The sequence below is a fragment of the Streptomyces agglomeratus genome (assembly GCF_001746415.1).
Lineage (GTDB): Bacteria > Actinomycetota > Actinomycetes > Streptomycetales > Streptomycetaceae > Streptomyces > Streptomyces agglomeratus.
Window position 1 is genome coordinate 3,090,993 of sequence record NZ_MEHJ01000001.1, and the last position, 20,029, is coordinate 3,111,021.

Here is a 20,029-nt window from a genome sequence, read left to right on the forward strand (position 1 = left end):
TTGCTCCTAAGTGAGGGTGTTTTTAGGTGTATGCCCCGTGGGGGCTGCGACCCGGATGCTTCACGACGTTGTTTCGTTGGCGCTCATCCGGTGCCGACCGCACTCATCTGATGATCCTTGCCGTGCGCCCATATGTCCAGAGGGCCTCTCACGTGAGCATCACCACTCATTTCACCCCTACCTGCTCGTAACCTACGGTGGCGTAGGTAAGATTGATCGCATGACGTCCGCCGAGTCCGATCAGCTCACGCAACCCGACGGCCCCGGACGGGGGCCCGTCGAGATCGACCTCCCGAGCCCGGTCAAACCGAAGCTCCGCGGCTGGCTCCACGCCGGGATGTTCCCCGCCGTGGTCATCGCGGGCCTCGTACTCATCGCCCTCGCGGACTCCACCCGCGCCCGGGTGGCCTGCGGGATCTACATCGTGACCGCGTGCATGCTCTTCGGCGTCAGCGCGGTCTACCACCGGGGCACCTGGGGTCCGCGCGGCGAAGCCGTGCTGCGCAGGCTCGACCACGCCAACATCTTCCTCATCATCGCGGGCACCTATACCCCTCTCACCGTGCTGCTGCTCCCCGCCTCCACCGGCCGCACGCTGCTGTGGGCCGTCTGGGCGGCGGCACTCGCGGGCATCGCCTTCCGGGTCTTCTGGGTCGGCGCCCCGCGCTGGCTCTACACCCCCTGCTACATAGCGATGGGCTGGGCCGCGGTCTTCTTCCTCCCGGACTTCATGCGGGCGGGCGGCATCGCCGTACTGGTCCTGGTGATCGTCGGCGGGCTGCTCTACAGCGCCGGCGGCGTGATCTACGGCCTCAAGCGCCCCAACCCGTCACCGCGGTGGTTCGGGTTCCACGAGGTCTTCCACTCGCTGACCCTGGCCGCCTTCGTCGCGCACTATGTGGGCATCTCGATGGTGGCCTATTCGGGCTGACGGCCTCCACCCACCCGTCCCCCGCGGACCGATGCCCGACAATGGCGGGATGGCCTCCGACACCCCCCACCCGCTCGCCGACACCGCACCGCCCCGCCGCCCGGGCCTGCGCGAGCGCAAGAAGCTCAAGACGCGCGTCGCGATCCGCACCGCGACGTACCGGCTGATCGCCGAGCAGGGGTACGAGGCCACCACGGTCGAGCAGATCGCCGAGGCCGCCGAGGTCTCGCAGTCGACCGTCTTCCGTTACTTCCCGGCCAAGGAAGACATCGTCATCACCGACGAGTACGACCCGCTGATGGAATCCGCGCTGCGCGCCCGCCCGGCCGACGAGCCGCTCGTCGAGTCGCTGCGCTTCGTCGTGACCCAGGCGCTGCGCCACTCCCTCGCCCAGGAGCCCGAGGAGATGCTCCTGCGCTCGAGGCTTCTGACGGAGGTTCCGGCCGTACGCGCCCGCATGATGGAGAGCATGTCGGTGACCGGCCGCATGCTGTGCGAAGTGGTCGCCGAGCGGACCGGACGGCACGCGGACGAGCTGGAAGTGCGGGTCGTCTCGATGGGCTTCGTGGCGGCGCTGATGGAGACGACCGTGTACTGGGCCGAGCACGGCAGGCAGGACGACCTGACCACCCTCGTCGACCGCACGCTGGACACCCTCGACAACGGCTTCCGCCTGTGAAGGCTTGAAGGGGTGAGGCCGTAGGGCCGTGACGCCGTGGGCCGTGCGGCTGTGCTGCGCCGTGCTGTGCGGCTGTGCGGCTGTGCGGCTGTGCGGCTGTGCGGCAAGGCTGTGGAACGCCCGGTGGCCCGGACCGCCTCAGGTCCGGGCCACCGGGTCCGTCGGGACCGGAAGGTGCTCACCGCCTGCGGAAGTCACCCTTCCCGCAGGCCCTGCCGTCCTTGTTCCGGTCCAGGCCGTGCCGGTCGTGCCGTACGTCCAGGACGCCGTACCCCTTGGACTTCAGCCACTCGCACCGGTCGGCCGCCGGCACCTTCCTGGGGAACTTCCACGGCACGCAGGTGCTGACCTCGCCGTACGCGTGGTCGCAGCCGTCGTACCCCTCGGGCATCTTCACGCCCCGCTTCGCGGCCTCCGGCTTCCCGTGGTCCCCGTGCCCCGGTCCCCTCGGGGCCGCCGCCAGCTCGTCGGCGAAACTCTGCACACGCTCCGCCGCCACCTGCCCCCGCGGGCCGATCCGCACCCACTTCGACACCGACGGCAGTCCCTTCGCGTCGACGACCGACAGCATGTACCAGCCGGGTGGCGCCAGGTTGGGGTTGCTGGTGAGGCTGAGGTCGATGGTGTTGCCGTTGACGGTCATCGGCAGGTCGACCAGGCGCTGGTTCGGGTCGGAAGAGTGGGTGACCGCGGCCGGACGAATCAGCGACGCCTTCACCACCGGCCGGTCGACCGTGATGCGCTGCGCCGATCCGTACGCCCAGTTCTGCGAGGCCACCGAGGTGATCTTCGGGCGGGCGCCCTTGAAGAAGTACGGCGGCTTGTAGACCGACACCCGCTGCTCGAACGACCCGTCGCCCGGGTTGTCCCCGACGCTCAGCACCCGGCCGTCCGGCAGCAGCGTGGACGAGGAGTGGTACGTACGCGGCACCGGGTCGGCGGCCAGGCCCGGCTGGAACGTGTTGGTCGCCGGGTCGTACATCGACGCCTCGAAGACCGGGTCCTCGCGGTAGGTGTGCAGCGCGCCGCCCGTCTCCAGGACCTTGCCGTCCGGCAGGATCACCGCCGAGAGGTAGACCTTGCCCTCGGCGCCCTTCTGGAAGGTGCCGTCCTTGTACCTGCCCTGCGGCAGGTCGGGCCCGGCGACGTACTCGGGCGAGGCGGCCTTGAGGTCGATCAGGTCCACCAGCCGGTGCGCGTCGGGAGAGACGGTGTGGTTTCCGCCGCCGGCCGTGAGCACCTTCTGGTCCTGGGCGGGCGGCAGCAGCAGCGACGCGGACTGGTCGCGCTCGTCCTTCTTCCGCAGCCCCGGTACGTCGGTGACCGTGCCCTTCTCGTAGTCGTAGACGGAGGCTCCGGTCCCGGGCAGTCCGACGCCGAAGGTGTGGCTGCCGCTGTAGAAGAGGCGCCCGTCCTGGAGCAGGATCATCGCCGGGTAGAGCCCCCAGAACGACCACGCCTGCTTGGCCTCGCCCAACGGCAGCCACTTGTTCTGGGCGAAGCTGAAGTGCTCGTTGACGACCGTTCCGGCGGCGTCCTCGCCCAGCCCGCCGAGCGAGACGACGTCACCGTTGCCCATGGCGGTCGCCGACGGATACCAGTGGCCCGCCAGCATGTCGTTGACCTTCAGGTACTTGTTGAGCTTGGGATCGAAGACGTAACTCGACCTCAGCCCCTTGTACCCGACCGTCCCGTCCGGCGACGCGTAGTCCTTGTTCCCGCCGACCACGAGCACCCGCCCGTCCGGCAGTTGGACATGCCCCGCGCAGAAGAAGTCCTCGGGCGTCGGGATGTCCGTGTACCTGCCGGTCACCGGGTCGAAGACCGACGACTTGAAGGTGCCGGCGGCGAAGGCGTCACGGTCGTTGCCCGAGCCCGCGATGAGCAGCACCTTCCCGGTGTGCAGCAGTACGGAGTGGATGGCGCGCACCGGTGACGGAGCGGTCTGGACCGTCCACTGGCCCTTGCACTCGGGCCCCTTGCCCTCGCACGGGTCGACGGGCGGCTCGGGCACGACGGTCGCGTCCACCATCGCGTAGTCGTCCGTGGTGAGCGAACCGACGCCGTAGAGGGCCGCGCCCCAGGTGATCTGGTCGGTGTTCGCGGGAACGACCGGGGTACGGACCTCGGTACGGGCGTACGCCGCACTCTGCGGCAGGGTGTTGAGGTCGGCCCAGAAGACCCAGCCGGCCGTCTTGTCGTGCCGGAACAGCGTCATGGCCACATCGGGCGACGTCGACCTGTACCAGAGGGAAAGGTCGTACTGATGGCCCTCGGTGACCTTCGGCGCGCACGCGTTCTCCAGCATCATCGCCTTGCGGTCGCCGTCGGTGCGGCGGGTGAGGTCGATGCGCAGGGCGCGGTCCCCGGAGTGTGCGTCGTCCGTCACCGTGTACGTGTAGTCGTTGTCGCCCCAGCCGGACTTCTCGAAGCACTCGGGGAACTCCCCCTGCGCGTCGAGCGTTTCCAGACCGGGATTGGCTATCAGGTTCGGCGCGGCGCTGGCGGGTGTGGCGTCGAGCGGCGCCAGCCCGAAGCCCGCGGCGAGCAGGGCCAACGCGGTGAGGAAAAGGCGCATCCTGCCGCGCCCGGGTCTCCCTGCGTTCCTTCGGTACGAGTGGTGCGGGGTCATCCCTCCCCCTTCTGGAGCGGCTGCTTGCGCCGGTCGGCCCGGTCGACCCGGAGGATGTCGATCCGGCCGTCCCCCTCCCCGAAGCTCGCGACCGGTTCGCTGTGCTCGAACAGGTCCCGCAGCGTGGGCAGATTGTGCTGTTCGCCGCGCAGGGCGGGCGTGGACACGACGTAGTCGATGTCCTTCCAGCCGCGCGGCAGTGTCCTGGCGACCGCGGGGTCCTGGTCGAGTTTGTAGTGCCAGATGGCGCCGGTGCCCGGCCGGTATCCGGCCTCGACGGCGTCCAGCCACAGCACGCCGTCGGTGACGACGCGGGTGCGTTCCCGGTCGCCGACCGGCGTCTCGCGCAGCCAGCGGGAGGCCGCGTGGTAGACGCCGTTGTCGTCGCCGCGCACGGTGTCCCGGTCCTCGCGGTACCAGTGCGGGGCCACGAACACGGCGGCGACGGCCAGCAGGGCGGTGACCGCCGCCGGGCGCAGCGCGCGGTGGCGGGACGGGACGAGGGCGACGAGCGCGCACCCCAGTCCGGTCACGGTGAGCGCGAGGAAGGGCAGCAACTGGGCGACGTACATCTGCGGCAGGTAGCCGCCGGGGCGCAGTGCGACCAGGGCCAGCACCAGGACGGCGAGGGCGACGGGGCGCAGGCGGCGTACGGCGAGGCCGATCACGGCGGCCGCGCAGCCGGCGGCCAGCAGATAGGGGTCGCGCGAGAACCAGTCGAGGATCAGCGTGTTGGCGTCGGTCCCGTCCTCGAAGACGGAGCCGCTGCCCTCGCGCCCGCCGAGCTGGAACTTGAGCGTGCCGAGGAGCGAGACGTGGCCGGCGCCCGGCACCAGTTCGCCCTTGAGCGTGGCGTACAGCGGGTAGAAGAGGCCGGTGAGGACCAGTCCCGAGCCGAAGCCGGCGAACGAGAACTTGCGGGTCCTCGGATGGCTGCCGTGCCACAGAGTCACCAGCACGACGGGCAGCAGGACCGCGATCGTCTCCTTGGAGAGGACGGCGAGGGCGAATGCGCTGCCCGCGGCGATGTGGTGCCACAGGTGGCGGCGGGGCGACAGGGCGAGAGCGAAGGCGGCCAGCGCCCAGACGACCGCGAAGTTGTCGAGGTATATCTGCCGGTGCAGGGTCACCGCGAGCGGTGAGAGCCCGTACAGCAGCATGGCGAATGCGGCGGCCGGGCGGCCGAGACCGATGCGGCGGCCCACGACGAACACGAGGGCGGCGCCGGCGGCGACGACGGGCAGCATGGCGACGCGGCCCTGGACGAACGTCGGCAGTTCGGGAAAGAGCCAGGCGGGAAGCCAGGCCAGCCCCGCGAGCTGTATCCAGCCGAACGGCGGATGGTCGTACCAGTAGGTGTAGTGGGCGAGGTCCCCGTTGCGTACGGCCCACGCCTGGGCCAGGTACGTTCCCTCGTCGTCATTGGGGAACGGGAAATTGCCGATGTTCCAGGCACGTACGGAAATGATCAGAATCAACAGCGGAGCCACCCAGACGAAATCTCTGAGAAACGTTGACCCGACCGGTGATTCCGGCGCTTTGCGAGATGTGGACGCGGCGTGACGAGGCCGTAATTCCGGACCGTTACGGGTATTGGCGCGCAGCACAGCACTGCTCATGCAGATCCCCCCACCCTGAAGACCCCCCTGGCCTGCAACACCCCGGATCCGACCCCCCGGACCCGGGCATGCCGCAGCAGCATGGCACACAACGGGCAGGCCACATAAGAAGAATCTGGAATTCCGCTTATGGAGGCGGTGTGTCACCCATGCCTCGTTGCCGCCTTAAACAAGCACCTGCTAGCTTCCCCGGCGGGGAGAGAAATAACAGAACACCGAGGAAGACCCAGGGGGAATTCATGGTCTCCGCTGTCCTTTTATTGGACTCGCTCGTACTCATGGCCACCGCCGGCGTCACGCTGTGGTGGATGGTCCACGCCTGGCGCACGCCAGAGACGCTGGAAGCGACCGCCTTCGCCGAACCGGACGGACACCACGGGGTGTCGTTCTCGCTGCTCGTCCCGGCCCGGCACGAAGAGACCGTGCTCAGGCACACGGTCGAGAACATGCTGAAGATCGGCCATCCCGCCTTCGAGATCGTGCTGATCGTCGGCCACGACGACCCCGGCACCGCGGCCATCGCCCATCAGCTCGCCGCCGAACACCCGCACAAGGTGCAGACCGTGGTGGACCAGCACGCGGCCAAGAACAAGCCGCGCGCCCTCAACACCGCGCTGCCGTACGCGAAGGGCGACGTGGTCGGCGTGTTCGACGCGGAGGACATCGTCCACCCCGAGCTGCTCAGCCACGTCGACTTCGCCTTCCGCCGCGACGACGCGGACGTGGTGCAGGGCGGCGTACAGCTCGTCAACTACGACACGAGCTGGTACAGCCTGCGCAACTGCCTGGAGTACTTCTTCTGGTTCCGCAGCCGGCTGCACCTGCACGCCCGCAAGGGGTTCATCCCGCTCGGCGGCAACACCGTCTTCGTCCGGGCCGCGCTGCTGCGCGAGACCGGCGGCTGGGACGGCGACTGCCTCGCCGAGGACTGCGACCTGGGCGTACGGCTGTCCTCGCGCGGCGCCAAGGTCGTCGTCGCGTACCACGCCGCGCTCGTCACCCGCGAGGAGACGCCCGACACGCTGCTCGCCCTCTACAAGCAGCGCACCCGCTGGAACCAGGGCTTCCTCCAGGTCCTGCGCAAGGGCGAGTGGCGCGGGCTCCCGGGCTGGCGCCAGCGCCTCCTGGCGCGCTACACCCTCTCGACGCCGTTCCTCCAGGCGGCCACCGGCATCATGATCCCGCTCGGCCTGCTGCTGGCCTGGGTCGGCGGGGTGTCCCTGCCCATCGCGCTCGTCGCCTGGCTCCCGATGGTGCCGATGGCCGCGATGATGGTCTTCGAGGCCGTCGCCCTGCACGACTTCGGCCGCGAGTACGGTTTCCGGATCGGTCCGTGGCAGTACGTGAAGCTCACGGTCGGAGGCCCGGTGTACGCCGTCGTACTCGCCGCGGCCGCTCTGCGCGCCGTCTGGCGCGAGTACACCGGGCGCAGGGACTGGGAACTCACCTCGCACATCGGCGCCCACCTGGAACCCCAGCGGGAGGCGCGGTGACGGCGGACCCGCTCGACCTGCCCGTCGACATGCCCCTCGACGTGCCGTTCGGCACGGCTCTCGACGTGTCCGTCGTCGTACCGACCTACAACGAGGCCGGCAACATCCACGAGCTGCTGCACCGGATCGGCGCGGCCATGGCCTCGGCCGGCCTCAGCGCCGAGGTGATCTTCGCGGACGATTCGACGGACCACACCTGCGAGGTCATCGAGGACGCGGCGGGCTCCTCTCCGCTTCCCGTCGTCCTGCACCACAGGGCGGAGCCGACCGGCGGCCTCGGCGGCGCGGTCGTCGAGGGCATCGGCCGCTCCGCCGCCCCCTGGATCGTCGTCATCGACGCCGACCTCCAGCACCCGCCGGAGCTCGTTCCCGAGCTGCTCGCACGGGGCAGGTCGACCGGCGCGGAGCTCGTCGTCGCCAGCCGGTACGCGGCGGGCGGCAGCCGGTCCGGGCTCGCGGGCGCCTACCGGACGCTGGTGTCCGGCGTGTCCACGGCCGTCACCAAGTCGCTGTTCCCACGGGCGCTGCGCGGCCTGACCGACCCGATGAGCGGCTTCTTCGCGATCCGCCGGGAGGCGGTGGACCGGGCCGCCACCGGGGAGGACGGCCTCCAGCCGCTCGGCTACAAGATCCTGCTCGAACTGGCTGTACGCTGCCGGCCGGCCGGGATCACCGAGGTGCCGTACGCCTTCGGGGAGCGGCACGCGGGCGAGTCCAAGTCGACGGTGCGCGAGGGCCTGCGCTTCCTGCGCCACCTCGTCACGCTGCGCACCGCGGACCCGCGGGCGCGGGTCGCCGTCTTCGGCCTGATCGGGCTGTCCGGGTTCGTACCGAACCTGGCGCTGCTGTGGCTCCTCAACGGTCCGGGCGGCATGCACTACGCCCCGGCCGAGATCATCGCCAACCAGGCGGGCCTTCTCTGGAACTTCCTCCTGGTCGACTCGCTGCTCTACCGCCTGCGGCGGAGCCACCGGCGCCGGTCGGTGCGGCTGCTCACGTTCGCGGCCGTGGGGAACGCGGACCTGGTCGCCCGGCTGCCGCTGGCGGCGCTGTTCATCGCCTGGGGCGGGCTGGACCCGGTCCCCGCGACGGCGGTCAGCATGGTGGTGGTCTTCGCGGGCCGGTTCCTGCTGGTGGACCGGTGGCTGTACCGCCGGCGCGGCGCGCGCGCCACGTCCGAACCGGTACGGGTGGAGACCCCGCTTCCCGATCCGACACCGTAACGCCGGGGCGGGGCGGGCGGGGGTTCTTCGTCCCTGCCCGCCCTTTCCCGAAGCGGGGCACGTCACGGGATGCCGGGGCCCGCCGAAGCTAGCGCGGAGCCTCGCCCAGGCGCTCCCGCAGCACCGCCGGATCCGAGGTCGGCGCGTCGCACACGAAGTGCCGGCACACGTACGCGCCGGGCCCCCGGTCCGCCAGCAGCGGGAACTCGTCGCTGCCCGTTTCACCCGCCGCGACCACCGCCCCCGGCGCACCGCTCAGCAGCGCCACCCGGTGCAGTTCCTTCGTCAGCGGGTCGCCGCCCGCGCCCACCACCGCCACCTCGCGCGGCCCGTCCAGCGCCGCCTCGGCGACCGCGAGACCCCACCCGATGAACCTCGGCACGCGCGGCCCGAGCGTCTTCACGACACCCAGCGCCCGCTCCGCCGCGCTCCGGTGCGCCTCGGACCCCGTGTGCGCGGCGTACGACAGCAGCGCACCCGCCGCGGCCGTCCACCCCGAGGGAGTCGCGTTGTCCGTCGGGTCCTGCGGCCGCCTGATGAGCTTCTCGGAGTCGTGAGCCGTGTCGAACAGCGTCCCGTCCTCACCCACGAACTGGTCGATGACGATGTCCAGCAGGAATCCGGCGAACTCCAGCCACACCCCTTCGCCCGACACGGCCGCGAGCGCGAGGAACCCCTCCGCCACGTCGGCGTAGTCCTCCAGCACGCCCGCGTTCGCCCCGGCCCGCCCGTCCTTGGACGTACGGGTCAGCCGCGCCCCCTCGTCCATGTGCACCCGCACCAGCAGATCCGCCGCCTCGGTCGCCCGCTCGACCAGGTCCGGCCGGTCGAAGTACGCCCCGGTCTCGGCCAGCGCGGCGATCGCGAGCCCGTTCCAGGCGGCCACGATCTTGTCGTCCCGTCCGGGCCGCTCCCGCCCGCCGCGCGCCGCCAGCAGCCGGGCCCGGACATCGGCCACCCGCGCCGCGTCGGCCACGCCCTCCCCCACCGGGAGCTGAAGTACGGACGCGCCCTCCTCGAACGTTCCCTCCTCCGTCACCCCGAAGAGCCGGGCGGCGAACTCCGCGTCCTGCTCTCCCAGCACCTCACGAAGCTGCCCCGGCGTCCATACGTAGTACGCGCCCTCGACATGCCTGCCGGTGCCGTCGTCGCTGTCGGCATCCAGCGCAGACGCGAATCCGCCTTCGTGCGTACGCAGTTCGCTCACCAGGAAGTCCGCGGTCTCCAGCGCCACCCGCCGCGCGAGTTCCGAACCGGTGGCCCGCCACAGGTGGGCGTAGACCCGGCACAGCAGCGCATTGTCGTACAGCATCTTCTCGAAGTGCGGCACGACCCATTCGCGGTCGACGGAATAGCGCGCGAAGCCGCCTGCGAGCTGGTCGTAAATTCCCCCGCGCGCCATCGCCTCGCAGGTGTGCGAGGCCATGTGCAGGGCCCCCTCGGACCCCGTACGCGCGTAATGCCGCAGCAGGAACTCCACCACCATGGACGGCGGGAACTTCGGCGCGCCGCCGAAGCCGGCGCGGGTCGAGTCGTAGTCCCGCGTCAGCGCGAGCAGCGCCTGCGCCAGCTCCTCCTCCGCCGGCAGTTCGGGCGCCCCGTACGCGAGCGAGCGCTCACTCAGATCCCGGACGATCTTCCCGGCGACCTCGGTGACTTCGTCCCGCCGGCCCACCCAGGCGTTGCTGACGCCCTCCAGAACCTGCCGGAAGGAGGGCATGCCGTGCCGGGGCTCGGGCGGGAAGTACGTACCGAAGTAGAAGGGCTCGGCGTCGGCGGTCAGGAAGACGGTCATCGGCCAGCCGCCCTGCCCGGTCGCGGCCTGCACCGCTTCCATGTAGACGGCGTCGACATCGGGCCGCTCCTCGCGGTCCACCTTGACGTTGACGAAGTGCTCGTTGAGGTACGCGGCGGTCGGCTCGTCCTCGAAGGACTCGTGCGCCATGACATGGCACCAGTGACAACTCGAATAGCCAACACTGAGCAGAATCGGAACCTCCCGCCGTCGCGCCTCCTCAAAGGCCCCGGGTGACCACGGCCACCAGTCGACTGGGTTGTCGGCGTGCTGGAGCAGGTACGGAGACGTCTCATGAGCCAGGCGGTTCGGCATACTCCCATCCTGCCTCACCGCGTGCGACAAGCCCGCGAGCCCGGCTCGGGCGGCATGTGCGGGCGAGGCCACCGGGTCCGCCCGGGCCCCGGTCGTTCACCCCGGGGGATTCGCGCTACGGAAGTCCTCCGAGGTCCCGAAGGTGCTCACTCTCGCGCTGACGCGCGTCAAGCAGGACACTTGTCCCGCACATCGTTGCTGTCGGAGGGGGACGCACATGCGGGACAGCCACCGGGCGGAAGCCGAGCGGCTGTTGGTACGGGCCGTCGAGGAACAGGTACGGCGGTCGGGCGGCCGGGTCGACGGTCAGGCGCTGCTGGCACGCGGGAGGGACGCGCTGGAGGAGATCGCGGCGCGGGCCGGGGAGGAGTACGCCGCCTACGTCCGGGCGCTGGACGAGGCGCGGGCCGGGCAGCAGTCCCTGGCGGAACGATTCAGCGGGCCGGCTCTCGCAACTCCCGCCCTGGTCGCGGCCGTTGCCGCAGTCGCCGCCTTCGGTGCGGACCTGGCCCTCGGTACGGGCGCGGGCACGGCGCTCACCGCCGGCGCCGTCGTCGCCGTCGCCGGGGCCGCCGCCACCGTCGCCAGGATCACCGCCTCGCACTGGCCCGCCGCACACCGCAGGGCCGGCGCGCCGGACCGGTCCGGCGGTTCCGAGCAGCTCAGGCTGGAGTGGCTGACGGCGCTGGACGTACGGGGGATACGGCCGTTCCTGGACCAGCAGCATGTCCTGCTGGCCGCCACCCGCGGGCGTACAGGTACGGCGAAGAAGGCCGCCGTCGTCGGACAGCTGCGCGGGGCCGACCGCAGCCAGGCGGCGCGCAGGCGGTCCGTACTGGAGCAGTCCTTCGCGCATCTGCCGGAGCCCGAGGGGCCGTTCGCGGGGCGGCGGACGGCGATGGGGCAGATCGCGCAGTGGGTGCACGCGGCGCGGGCCAGCACGGAGACGCGGCCGACGGTGGTGGTGCTGCACGGGGCGCCGGGTTCGGGGCGGACGACGCTGGCGGTGCGGGCGGCGCATCACCTGCGGGACCAGTTCCGGGGCGCGTGCGTGGTGGATCTGCGCGGTGACGCGGCGGGCGAGACGCCGCTGTCGACACGGGAGGCGCTGCTGCATCTGCTCAACCGGCTCGGCGCTCCGCGCGAGCAGCTGCTCTTCCGGAACGGGGTCTCCCCTGCCCGAGCGGAATCGGGAGCCGGAGCCGGAGCCGGAGCTGGGGCCGGAGCCGGAGCTGGAGCCGGGGCCGGAGCGGGGGGAAGCTCCTCGCGGGAGCAGCAGTTGCGCCGGCTGACCGAGCTGTACCACCAGCATCTGACGGGGCTGCCGGTGACGGTGGTGCTGGACGACGCCTCGGACGCGGCGCAGGTGCGCACGCTGGTGCCGGAGCGCTCGGACAGCCTGGTGCTGGTGACGGCCCGCGAGCCGCTCGATCTGCCCGCCGACTTCCCCGCGTGGGTGCACCAGCTGCCGGTGGAGGCGCTGGACACCGCGGGCGCGGAGGAGCTGCTGCGGGGGGTGGCCGAGGAGAAGGAGGGGCCGTACGACGCGGAGGCGGCGGACCGGATCGCCGAGCTGTGCGGCGGGCTGCCACTGGCGTTGCGCGTCGCGGGGTCCTCCCTCGGCGCGCGGACCCCGCGTGCGCTGGCGGCGGATCTCGCGGCGTACGGTCCGGTCGATCCGGTGGAGCGGGCGCTGTGGCTGCGCTACACCGACCAGCCGGACGCGGCCCGCCGCCTGTTGCGCCGCCTCGCGCTCGCGGGGCGGGCGAGCCTCGGCGCGGCGGCGGCAGCGGCGCTGCTGGCCACCGACGAGCACGAGGCTCAGCGTCTGCTGGCCGCGCTGGCGCAGGCGGGCCTGATCGACCACGTCCGGGGCAGCCGCTACCGCCTGCACGATCTCGTACGGGCCTTCGCGCACGGGCGGCTGCTCGACGAGGAGGAGCCGGCGGAGCGGGCGGCGGCGCAGGAGCGGCTGATCCGCAACTACGGCGAGCTGGCCGACGCGGTGATCCGCCTGGTCGACGGCAAGACGTCGACGCGGGCGGACCACTTCGGCGCCCACGGGTTCACCTCGCTCGACGCCGCCCTGCGCTGGCTGGACGACGAGTCGAGCTTCATCACGGCGGCGCTGCGCCAGGCGGAGGGCGTCGACCAGCAGGCCGTGCTGAATCTGCTGGGCGCACTGTGCGACTACTGCCTGCTGCGCGGCGACCTGTACCGCCTGGGTGAGATCAGCGAGCTGACGCAGGCCGTGGGCCAGGGCCTGCTGGTGCGGTCGGTGCAGTGGCGTACGGGCATCGCGGCCCGCCAGCTCGGCGAGCTGGACAAGGCCCGTACGACGCTGTCGTCGGTCGTCGATCTGTACTTCGAGGCGCAGCACGAGGCCGGCGCCGCCCGCGCCCTGTGTTCGCTGGGCATCACGCTCCACCACCAGGGCAACCTGACGGAGGCGGCGGCGAAGCTGGGCGAGGCGCTCGCCCTCCAGGCGTCGGACGAGCTGGCCGCCGACCGCGCGTGGACGCTGCACGCGCTGGCGGCGGTGGAACGTGACCGGGCGAACCTCGCCGACGCCGTCACCCACCTCGACACCGCCCTCGTCCTCCACCGCGAGAGCGAGAGCCTGCACGGGCTGGCGTGGGCGCACTTCCAGCTCGGCCAGGTGTACCTGCGGCTGGGCGACGTCCCGCGGGCGGAGGAGCAGCTGCGCGAGGCGCAGGATCTGTACGGGCGTACGCGCGACGGGCGCGGCGAGGCGTGGGCGCTGACGCAGCTGGCCCGGGCGCGGCTGGTGGACGGCGACGCGTCCGAGGCCGTCGACCGGCTGCGCCAGGCGCTGGCGCGCCACCGGGAGGCGGAGGACGCGCGGGGCGAGGCGTGGACGCTGTACTACCTCGGGCAGGCGCTGGAGGAGCGCGGCGACACGGACCAGGCGGTGCGCGAGCTGGAGCGGGCGCGCGGGATGTTCTCGCGGATGCGGGACGTGTACGGGCTGGCCTGCGCCCGCCACCACTCGGGCCGCGTCACGCGTGACCAGCGGGCGGCACAGACCGGCAATCTACGCAATTCCGGCTTCGCACGTCAGCTTCTGGTGGACGCGCGCGCCGACTTCCACCGCATCGGGGTCGCGCACGGCGAGGCGTGGACGTGCCTGGAGCTGGCCATCGTGGACGCGGGCAACAACCGGCCGGCGCAGGCGCTGGAGCTGTGCGACCAGGCGGTGCGCCTCTTCATGTCGTACGACGACCGGCGCGGCGCGGACTGGGCGCGCTTCCTGCGCTGCACGCTGCTGCCGTTCGGTTCGCCGGGGGGCTCGGAGGTGGGCACCGCGGTGGCCCAGGAGGAGCTGTCCCAGCTGATCGCGGCGGCCCACCCGACCCGCGACGGCAAGCTGGAGGACTGCGCGGAGGCGTACGGCCTGGTCCTGGAACGGGGCGTGGACCTGTCGGAGGGCTGGCAGGCATGGCGGCTCGGCATGGTGCCGAACCGGCATGCGCGGGAGGTCATGGGGGTGCCGGTGGGGGCGGCGCGGGGGTAAGCCCGCACCGGGGCGCGCCGGTGCCGGGGAGGGACGGGCAGGGGAACAAGCCCCCCGCAGGGCCCGTCCCCCGCCCCTCTCCGGCCCTACACGTCCTTGGGGCGGTCCCCCGCCGGGTCCTCCGGGGCCGGCGCCGAAGCGGAACCGGCGGCGGAAGCGGAGCCGGAAGCCGGGGCGGCCACCTTCTCCCGCTCCGCGGCCGGGTCCGGCGCCTCTTCGAAGTTGACCTTGCCCATGTGCCGGTTCATCGACTTCATCAGCATCCACACGCCGACAGCCAGCGCCGCGAACACCAGGAACCCGAGAACACCCGGGGTCACCTTGTTCTTGTCGAACTTGTCCGCGGCGAGCGGCACGAACTGCGTCATTGCCAGGGTTACGTTCACATCAGGCATTGTCGCGGATGCCCGCAAACAGGTCGCTCTCGGGGAGGGACGTATCGACGAGCGACTTGGCCAGCTCGTACTCCTCCGTCGGCCAGACCTCCCGCTGGACGTCCATCGGGACGCGGAACCAGCCGCCGTCCGGGTCGATCTGCGTCGCGTGCGCGATGAGCGCCTTGTCGCGGATCTCGAAGAAGTCCGCGCACGGAACGTACGTGGTCAGCGTCCGCTCCGCCCGCTGGAACTCCTTCCAGCGCTCCAGCCACTCCCCGTACGGCGACTCCATGCCGCGCGCCAGGAGCGCCTCGTGGAGCGCGACGGTGCGCGGCCGGTTGAAGCCCTGGTTGTAGTAGAGCTTCTGCGGCTGGTAGGCGGGGCCGAACTCCGCCTCGGGGAACTTCTCGGTGTCCGCAGCGCCCTCGAAGGCCACCATCGTGATCTTGTGGGTCATGATGTGGTCGGGATGCGGGTAGCCGCCGTTCTCGTCGTACGTCGTGATGACCTGCGGGCGGAACGCACGGATGGACTTCACCAGCCGGCCGGCCGCGACGTCGATGTCCTCCAGGGCGAAGCAGCCCTGCGGCAGCGGCGGTAGCGGGTCGCCCTCGGGGAGGCCGGAGTCGACGAAGCCGAGCCACTCCTGGCGGATGCCGAGGATCTCGCGGGCCTCGTCCATCTCCCTCTTGCGGACCTCGTGGATGTGCTCCTCGATGTACCTGTCGCCCTGGAGCTTGGGATTGAGGATGGAACCGCGCTCGCCCCCCGTGCAGGTCACGACCAGCACGTCCACCCCCTCGGACACATACTTGGCCATGGTCGCCGCACCCTTGCTCGACTCGTCGTCGGGGTGGGCGTGAACGGCCATCAGTCGCAGCTGCTCAGTCAAGACTCGATCCTCAGTGATTCGGCGCAATAAGCGGCTTCTATAGTGACCGAATCAGGGGGCGGAAAATTCCGGAGTTCCCGACCCAGGAGGAACGATCATGAGCGCGGTGCGTCAGGACCTGCCCGAGGGCCGTTACGGCCGCTCGGCGGACGAGCGCGCGGACCGCAAGCTCAAGATCGTGGGCTCCGTGCTGGGCGCCGCCCTGCTGGCGATGACGGCCTGGTTCGGTTACGACTACGTCACCGGCCAGAAGATCAGCGCCGAGTTGATCAAGTTCACCACGGTCTCGGACTCCGAGGTGAAGGTCCACCTCGAAGTACGCAAGAAGGCGGACGCGACCGGTACCTGCACCCTGCGCTCACTCGCCGAGGACGGCGCCGAGGTGGGCCGCAGGGACGTCCGTATCGACCGGACGGGCACCGCGCGCATCGACGAGATCTATACGGTCCGTACGACGGCCAGGGCCACCAGCACTGAGCTGACAGGCTGCACCGCTGACGGCGGTTCCACCGGCTGACCTGCGGAGATCCGTCTCTTGCCGTTTTCCTCCTCCCCCTTTTCCGCCTGAATTGTTAGGCTCGTGGTTTCGCCCGCCCCTGGAGGCACATCCTTCTGGGTAGGGCGATGCTTGCTTTGTATTCCAAGTACCGACGAGGAGCACCTGTGACCCAGACCAGCGAAAGCGTCACCTGGCTGACCCAGGAGGCGTACGACCAGCTCAAGGCCGAGCTGGAGTACCTGTCGGGTCCCGCACGCACGGAGATCGCCGGCAAGATCGCGGCTGCCCGCGAAGAGGGGGACCTGCGCGAGAACGGCGGGTACCACGCGGCCAAGGAGGAGCAGGGCAAGCAGGAGCTCCGTGTGCGCCAGCTGACCCAGCTCCTGGAGAACGCGAAGGTCGGCGAGGCCCCCACCACCAGCGGCGTCGTGGCCCCCGGCACGGTCGTCAAGATCGCCTTCGACGGCGACGAGGACGACACGATGACGTTCCTGCTCGCCTCCCGCGAGTACGCGAGCTCCGAGATCGAGACCTACTCGCCGCAGTCCCCGCTGGGCACCGGCGTGATGGGCAAGAAGGTCGGCGAGGAAGCGCAGTACGAGCTGCCGAACGGCAAGAAGGCTTCGGTGACGATCCTCGAAGCCACGCCGTACCGCGCCTGAGCAGGACAGTAACGAAGCCCCCGGCCGGGACGTCCCGGCCGGGGGCTTCGTGCGTGCGTACGGTCAGACCGACGCCGAGCGGTACTTGCGCACGGCGAGGGTGCGGAAGACCACCAGGATCAGCACCGACCACAGCACCGAGGCGAGGACCGGGTTCTGCATGGGCCAGGCGTCGGAGGTCTGGAAGCCGGGCGGCAGATTGCCGAACAGCTCGCGGCACGCCTGCACGGTGGCGCTGAACGGGTTCCACTCGGCGATGTGCTGGAGGAAGGGCGGCATCTGGTTCGCGTCGACGAAGGCGTTCGAGATGAACGTGAGCGGGAAGAGCCAGATCAGCCCGCCGGACGTCGCCGCCTCCGGTGTGCGGACGGAGAGGCCGATCAGGGCGCCGATCCAGGAGAAGGCGTAGCCGAGCAGGAGAAGCAGCAGGAAGCCGAGCAGGACCTTGGCCATGTTCTCGTGCACGCGCCAGCCGACGACGACGGCGACGATCGCCAGCACCACCAGCGTGAGCGCGGTCTGCACGAGGTCGGCGAGGGTACGGCCGGTGAGGACGGCCCCGCGGGCCATGGGCAGCGACCGGAAGCGGTCGATGAGGCCCTTGTGCATGTCGTCCGCGATGCCCGCGCCCGCACCGGCGGTCGCGAAGGTGACGGTCTGGGCGAAGATGCCCGCCATCAGGAACTCGCGGTAGGCCGAGGCGGAGGTGGACCCGCCGACCTGGATGGAGCCGCCGAACACGTAGGTGAACAGCACCACGAACATGATGGGCTGGATCAGCCCGAAGACGACCATCTCGGGGATCCGGGCCATCCGGATCAGATTCCGCTTGGCGATGACGAGCGAGTCGGTGGCCGACTGGACGAGGCCGCCGCGCGGCTGTGGAGCCCTGGGGCCGGGTGCGGTGTCCGTTACAGCGCTCACTTGGCGGCCTCCGCTTCTTCCTCGGCGACCTCGGCCGCGTGACCCGTCAGGGAGATGAAGACGTCGTCGAGGGTGGGCCTGCGCAGCCCGATGTCGTCGATCTCGACCCCGCGGGTGTCCAGCTCGCGGATGACCTCGGCGAGCAGTTTGGCGCCACCGGTGACCGGGACGGTGATCCGGCGGGTGTGCAGCTCGGTCTTGCTCGCGCCCTTGCCGAAGGTGCGCAGGACCTCGTCGGCGGTGGCGAGGTGCTCGGGGTCGTGCACGACCACCTCGATGCGCTCACCGCCGGTCTGGGCCTTGAGCTGGTCGGAGGTGCCGCGGGCGATGACCCGGCCGTGGTCGATGACGCAGATGTCGTGGGCCAGGTGGTCGGCCTCTTCGAGGTACTGGGTGGTGAGCAGGAGCGTCGTACCGCCCGAGACGAGTTCCCGGATGACCTCCCACAGCTGCTGGCGGTTGCGCGGGTCGAGTCCGGTGGTCGGCTCGTCCATGAACATCACGGGCGGGCTGACGACGAGGGCGGCGGCGAGGTCGAGCCGCCGGCGCATACCGCCGGAGTAGGTCTTGGCCGTACGGCCTGCGGCGTCGGCGAGGTTGAAGCGCTCCAGCAGCTCCTCGGCCCGTGCCTTCGACGCCTTCGCGGACATCTGGTAGAGCCTGCCCACCATCTGGAGGTTCTCGCGCCCGGTGAGGTACTCGTCGACGGCGGCGAACTGGCCGGACAGTCCGATGCACCGGCGCACTTCGTTGGGGTGCTTGAGGACGTCGAGGCCCGCGACGACCGCCTTGCCGCTGTCCGGCTGGAGCAGCGTGGTCAGTACCCGCACGGCGGTGGTCTTGCCGGCCCCGTTCGGGCCGAGGAGGCCGAGGACCGTGCCTTCCGGGACGTCGAGATCGACACCGTCGAGAGCCTTTACGTCGCCGAAGGTCTTCACCAGACCTTCGGCGTGGATGGCGCCTGGCATTGCGGGCCCCCCGGGTTAGGGCGAATTCCTACGCGAATCTTAGGTTTGCCGGACTTGTCCTGCCCGGCGAAGCTGAAGCACGAGGTGTTCACCGTAACGCGATACATCGCGTCCTGGGGAGGGGTTCGACGAACCCGCGGACCTACGACATGACGGTGTACCCCGCGTCGCGCAGCACCGACCTGACCTCGGCGCAGTGCTCGGGGCCCTTCGTCTCCAGATGCAGCTCCACCTCGACCTCGGTGAGCCCGAGCCGTGGGTCGGTCCGTACGTGGCCCACGTCGAGCACGTTGGCGTCGACCACCGACAGCACCCCCAGCATGGCGGCCAGGGCGCCCGGACGGTCCGTCAGGCGCAGGCGCAGCGACAGGTACCGGCCGGCCGCCGCCATGCCGTGGCGCAGGATGCGCTGCATCAGCAGCGGGTCGACGTTGCCGCCCGACAGGACGGCGACCACCGGCCCCTCGAACGACTCCGGCTTGCTCAGCAGCGCCGCGACCGGGCTCGCCCCGGCCGGCTCGACGACCATCTTGGCCCGCTCCAGGCAGAGCAGCAGGGCGCTCGACAGCTCGTCCTCGCTGACCGTCACGATCCCGTCGAGCAGCTGGTTGATCACCGCGAAGGGCACGTCGCCGGGGCGCCCGACCTTGATGCCGTCCGCCATCGTCTGCGCCGTGTCGACCGACACCGGCCGCCCGGCCGCCAGCGACGGCGGATAGCACGCCGCGTTCGCCGCCTGTACGCCGATGATCCGCACGTCGGGGCGCAGCGCCTTCACCGCGATCGCGATCCCGGCGGCCAGCCCGCCGCCGCCCACCCCCACGACGATCGTCCGTACCTCCGGGCACTGCTCCAGGATCTCCAGGCCGATCGTGCCCTGGCCGGCGACGATGTCGGGGTGGTCGAAGGGGTGGATGAACGCGGCGCCCGTCCGGTCCGCGTAGTCCTGCGCGGCGGCCAGCGTCTCGTCGACCACCTGGCCGTGCAGGCGCACCTCGGCGCCGTACTCCCGCGTCGCCGCGACCTTCGGCAGGGGCGCTGCGAGCGGCATGAAGACCGTGGAGCGTACGCCGAGGAGGGTGGAGGCGAGCGCGACGCCCTGCGCGTGGTTGCCGGCGCTGGCGGCGACGACGCCTGCCGGGCGCTGCTCCGGGGAGAGCCCGGCGATCCGTACGTAAGCGCCGCGCAGCTTGAACGATCCGGTGCGCTGGAGGTTCTCGCACTTGAGGTGGACCGGCGACCCGACCAGCTTCGACAGATGCCGGCTGCCTTCCATCGCCGTGCTCCTCGCGACACCGGAGAGCATCTTCTGCGCCCCGAGGATGTCGTCGAGGATGAGGTTGCGGAAGGGGTCGGACGTACGGAAGCTCATGCCCGCAAGTCTGGCAGCTCGGCGGCGGGACGGTCGCGGGGGTCCGAGGGGCCTTCCCACCGTTTCTCGCAGCGCCGGTACGCACCCGCTGCCACCCGCGTACTCTGTCCCCC

At 71.0% G+C, this 20,029-nt stretch carries 15 protein-coding genes; 7 read left to right on the top strand and 8 right to left on the bottom strand.

Annotated elements, in window-relative coordinates; all coding sequences use genetic code 11:
* Positions 1-220: 220 nt before the first annotated feature.
* Both trhA and AS594_RS13035 read left to right on the top strand, forming a co-directional pair.
* Entirely contained in the window at positions 221-931 is a 711-nt protein-coding gene (trhA, locus tag AS594_RS13030; RefSeq protein ID WP_069932937.1) for a PAQR family membrane homeostasis protein TrhA, read from the top strand.
* Between the two features lie 49 nt (positions 932-980).
* A complete protein-coding gene (locus tag AS594_RS13035) occupies positions 981-1,610 on the top strand; it encodes a TetR/AcrR family transcriptional regulator (protein ID WP_069935105.1) in 630 nt (209 codons plus the stop codon).
* Positions 1,611-1,788: 178 nt separating this feature from the next.
* Here the strand turns inward: AS594_RS13035 and AS594_RS13040 are convergent, their stop codons facing one another.
* Both AS594_RS13040 and AS594_RS13045 read right to left on the bottom strand, forming a co-directional pair.
* Positions 1,789-4,188, bottom strand: a complete 2,400-nt coding sequence (locus AS594_RS13040) for a galactose oxidase early set domain-containing protein (RefSeq protein WP_079148212.1) — start codon at positions 4,186-4,188, stop codon at positions 1,789-1,791.
* Between the two features lie 50 nt (positions 4,189-4,238).
* Positions 4,239-5,732 carry an ArnT family glycosyltransferase gene (locus tag AS594_RS13045; RefSeq protein WP_240508999.1) on the bottom strand — a complete coding sequence of 498 codons (1,494 nt, stop codon included), beginning with the start codon at positions 5,730-5,732 and terminating at the stop codon, positions 4,239-4,241.
* A gap of 407 nt (positions 5,733-6,139) precedes the next feature.
* Here AS594_RS13045 and AS594_RS13050 point away from each other — a divergent pair, with 407 nt between their 5' ends.
* Positions 6,140-7,354, top strand: a complete 1,215-nt coding sequence (locus tag AS594_RS13050) for a glycosyltransferase (RefSeq protein WP_240509000.1) — start codon at positions 6,140-6,142, stop codon at positions 7,352-7,354.
* Complete coding sequence (locus AS594_RS13055) at positions 7,351-8,577, top strand: glycosyltransferase (protein WP_420877782.1); 1,227 nt, start codon at positions 7,351-7,353, stop codon at positions 8,575-8,577. The genes AS594_RS13050 and AS594_RS13055 overlap by 4 nt, the downstream gene beginning before the upstream one ends.
* Positions 8,578-8,665: 88 nt before the next feature.
* Here the strand turns inward: AS594_RS13055 and AS594_RS13060 are convergent, their stop codons facing one another.
* Positions 8,666-10,687, bottom strand: coding sequence for a thioredoxin domain-containing protein (locus tag AS594_RS13060; RefSeq protein ID WP_069932934.1), 2,022 nt, complete (start codon positions 10,685-10,687; stop codon positions 8,666-8,668).
* 217 nt (positions 10,688-10,904) lie between these two features.
* Here AS594_RS13060 and AS594_RS13065 point away from each other — a divergent pair, with 217 nt between their 5' ends.
* On the top strand, positions 10,905-14,222 hold the full coding sequence (locus AS594_RS13065; RefSeq protein WP_069932933.1) for a tetratricopeptide repeat protein: 3,318 nt from the start codon (positions 10,905-10,907) through the stop codon (positions 14,220-14,222).
* 86 nt (positions 14,223-14,308) lie between these two features.
* Here AS594_RS13065 and AS594_RS13070 read toward each other — a convergent pair whose 3' ends face one another.
* Both AS594_RS13070 and mca read right to left on the bottom strand, forming a co-directional pair.
* On the bottom strand, positions 14,309-14,617 hold the full coding sequence (locus AS594_RS13070) for a hypothetical protein (RefSeq protein ID WP_069927207.1): 309 nt from the start codon (positions 14,615-14,617) through the stop codon (positions 14,309-14,311).
* Positions 14,610-15,491: a mycothiol conjugate amidase Mca gene (mca, locus tag AS594_RS13075; RefSeq protein ID WP_069927208.1), complete on the bottom strand. Its 882-nt coding sequence runs from the start codon at positions 15,489-15,491 to the stop codon at positions 14,610-14,612. The genes AS594_RS13070 and mca overlap by 8 nt, the downstream gene beginning before the upstream one ends.
* Before the next feature lie 97 nt (positions 15,492-15,588).
* On the opposite strand from mca, the gene AS594_RS13080 reads away from it, so the two are divergent.
* Both AS594_RS13080 and greA read left to right on the top strand, forming a co-directional pair.
* The gene (locus AS594_RS13080; protein WP_069932932.1) at positions 15,589-16,008 is read left to right on the top strand and encodes a DUF4307 domain-containing protein; all 420 of its coding nucleotides are present in this window, start codon (positions 15,589-15,591) and stop codon (positions 16,006-16,008) included.
* Positions 16,009-16,154: 146 nt separating this feature from the next.
* Positions 16,155-16,652: a transcription elongation factor GreA gene (gene greA, locus AS594_RS13085; protein ID WP_069927210.1), complete on the top strand. Its 498-nt coding sequence runs from the start codon at positions 16,155-16,157 to the stop codon at positions 16,650-16,652.
* A 63-nt stretch (positions 16,653-16,715) separates the two neighbouring features.
* Here the strand turns inward: greA and AS594_RS13090 are convergent, their stop codons facing one another.
* The 3 genes from AS594_RS13090 to ilvA all read right to left on the bottom strand — a co-directional run bounded on the left by AS594_RS13090 (position 16,716) and on the right by ilvA (position 19,916).
* The gene (locus AS594_RS13090) at positions 16,716-17,576 is read right to left on the bottom strand and encodes an ABC transporter permease (RefSeq protein WP_069932931.1); all 861 of its coding nucleotides are present in this window, start codon (positions 17,574-17,576) and stop codon (positions 16,716-16,718) included.
* On the bottom strand, positions 17,573-18,544 hold the full coding sequence (locus AS594_RS13095) for an ATP-binding cassette domain-containing protein (RefSeq protein ID WP_069932930.1): 972 nt from the start codon (positions 18,542-18,544) through the stop codon (positions 17,573-17,575). The genes AS594_RS13090 and AS594_RS13095 overlap by 4 nt, the downstream gene beginning before the upstream one ends.
* Positions 18,545-18,686: 142 nt before the next feature.
* Positions 18,687-19,916 carry a threonine ammonia-lyase gene (gene ilvA, locus AS594_RS13100; protein WP_069927213.1) on the bottom strand — a complete coding sequence of 410 codons (1,230 nt, stop codon included), beginning with the start codon at positions 19,914-19,916 and terminating at the stop codon, positions 18,687-18,689.
* Between the last annotated feature and the right edge of the window lie 113 nt (positions 19,917-20,029).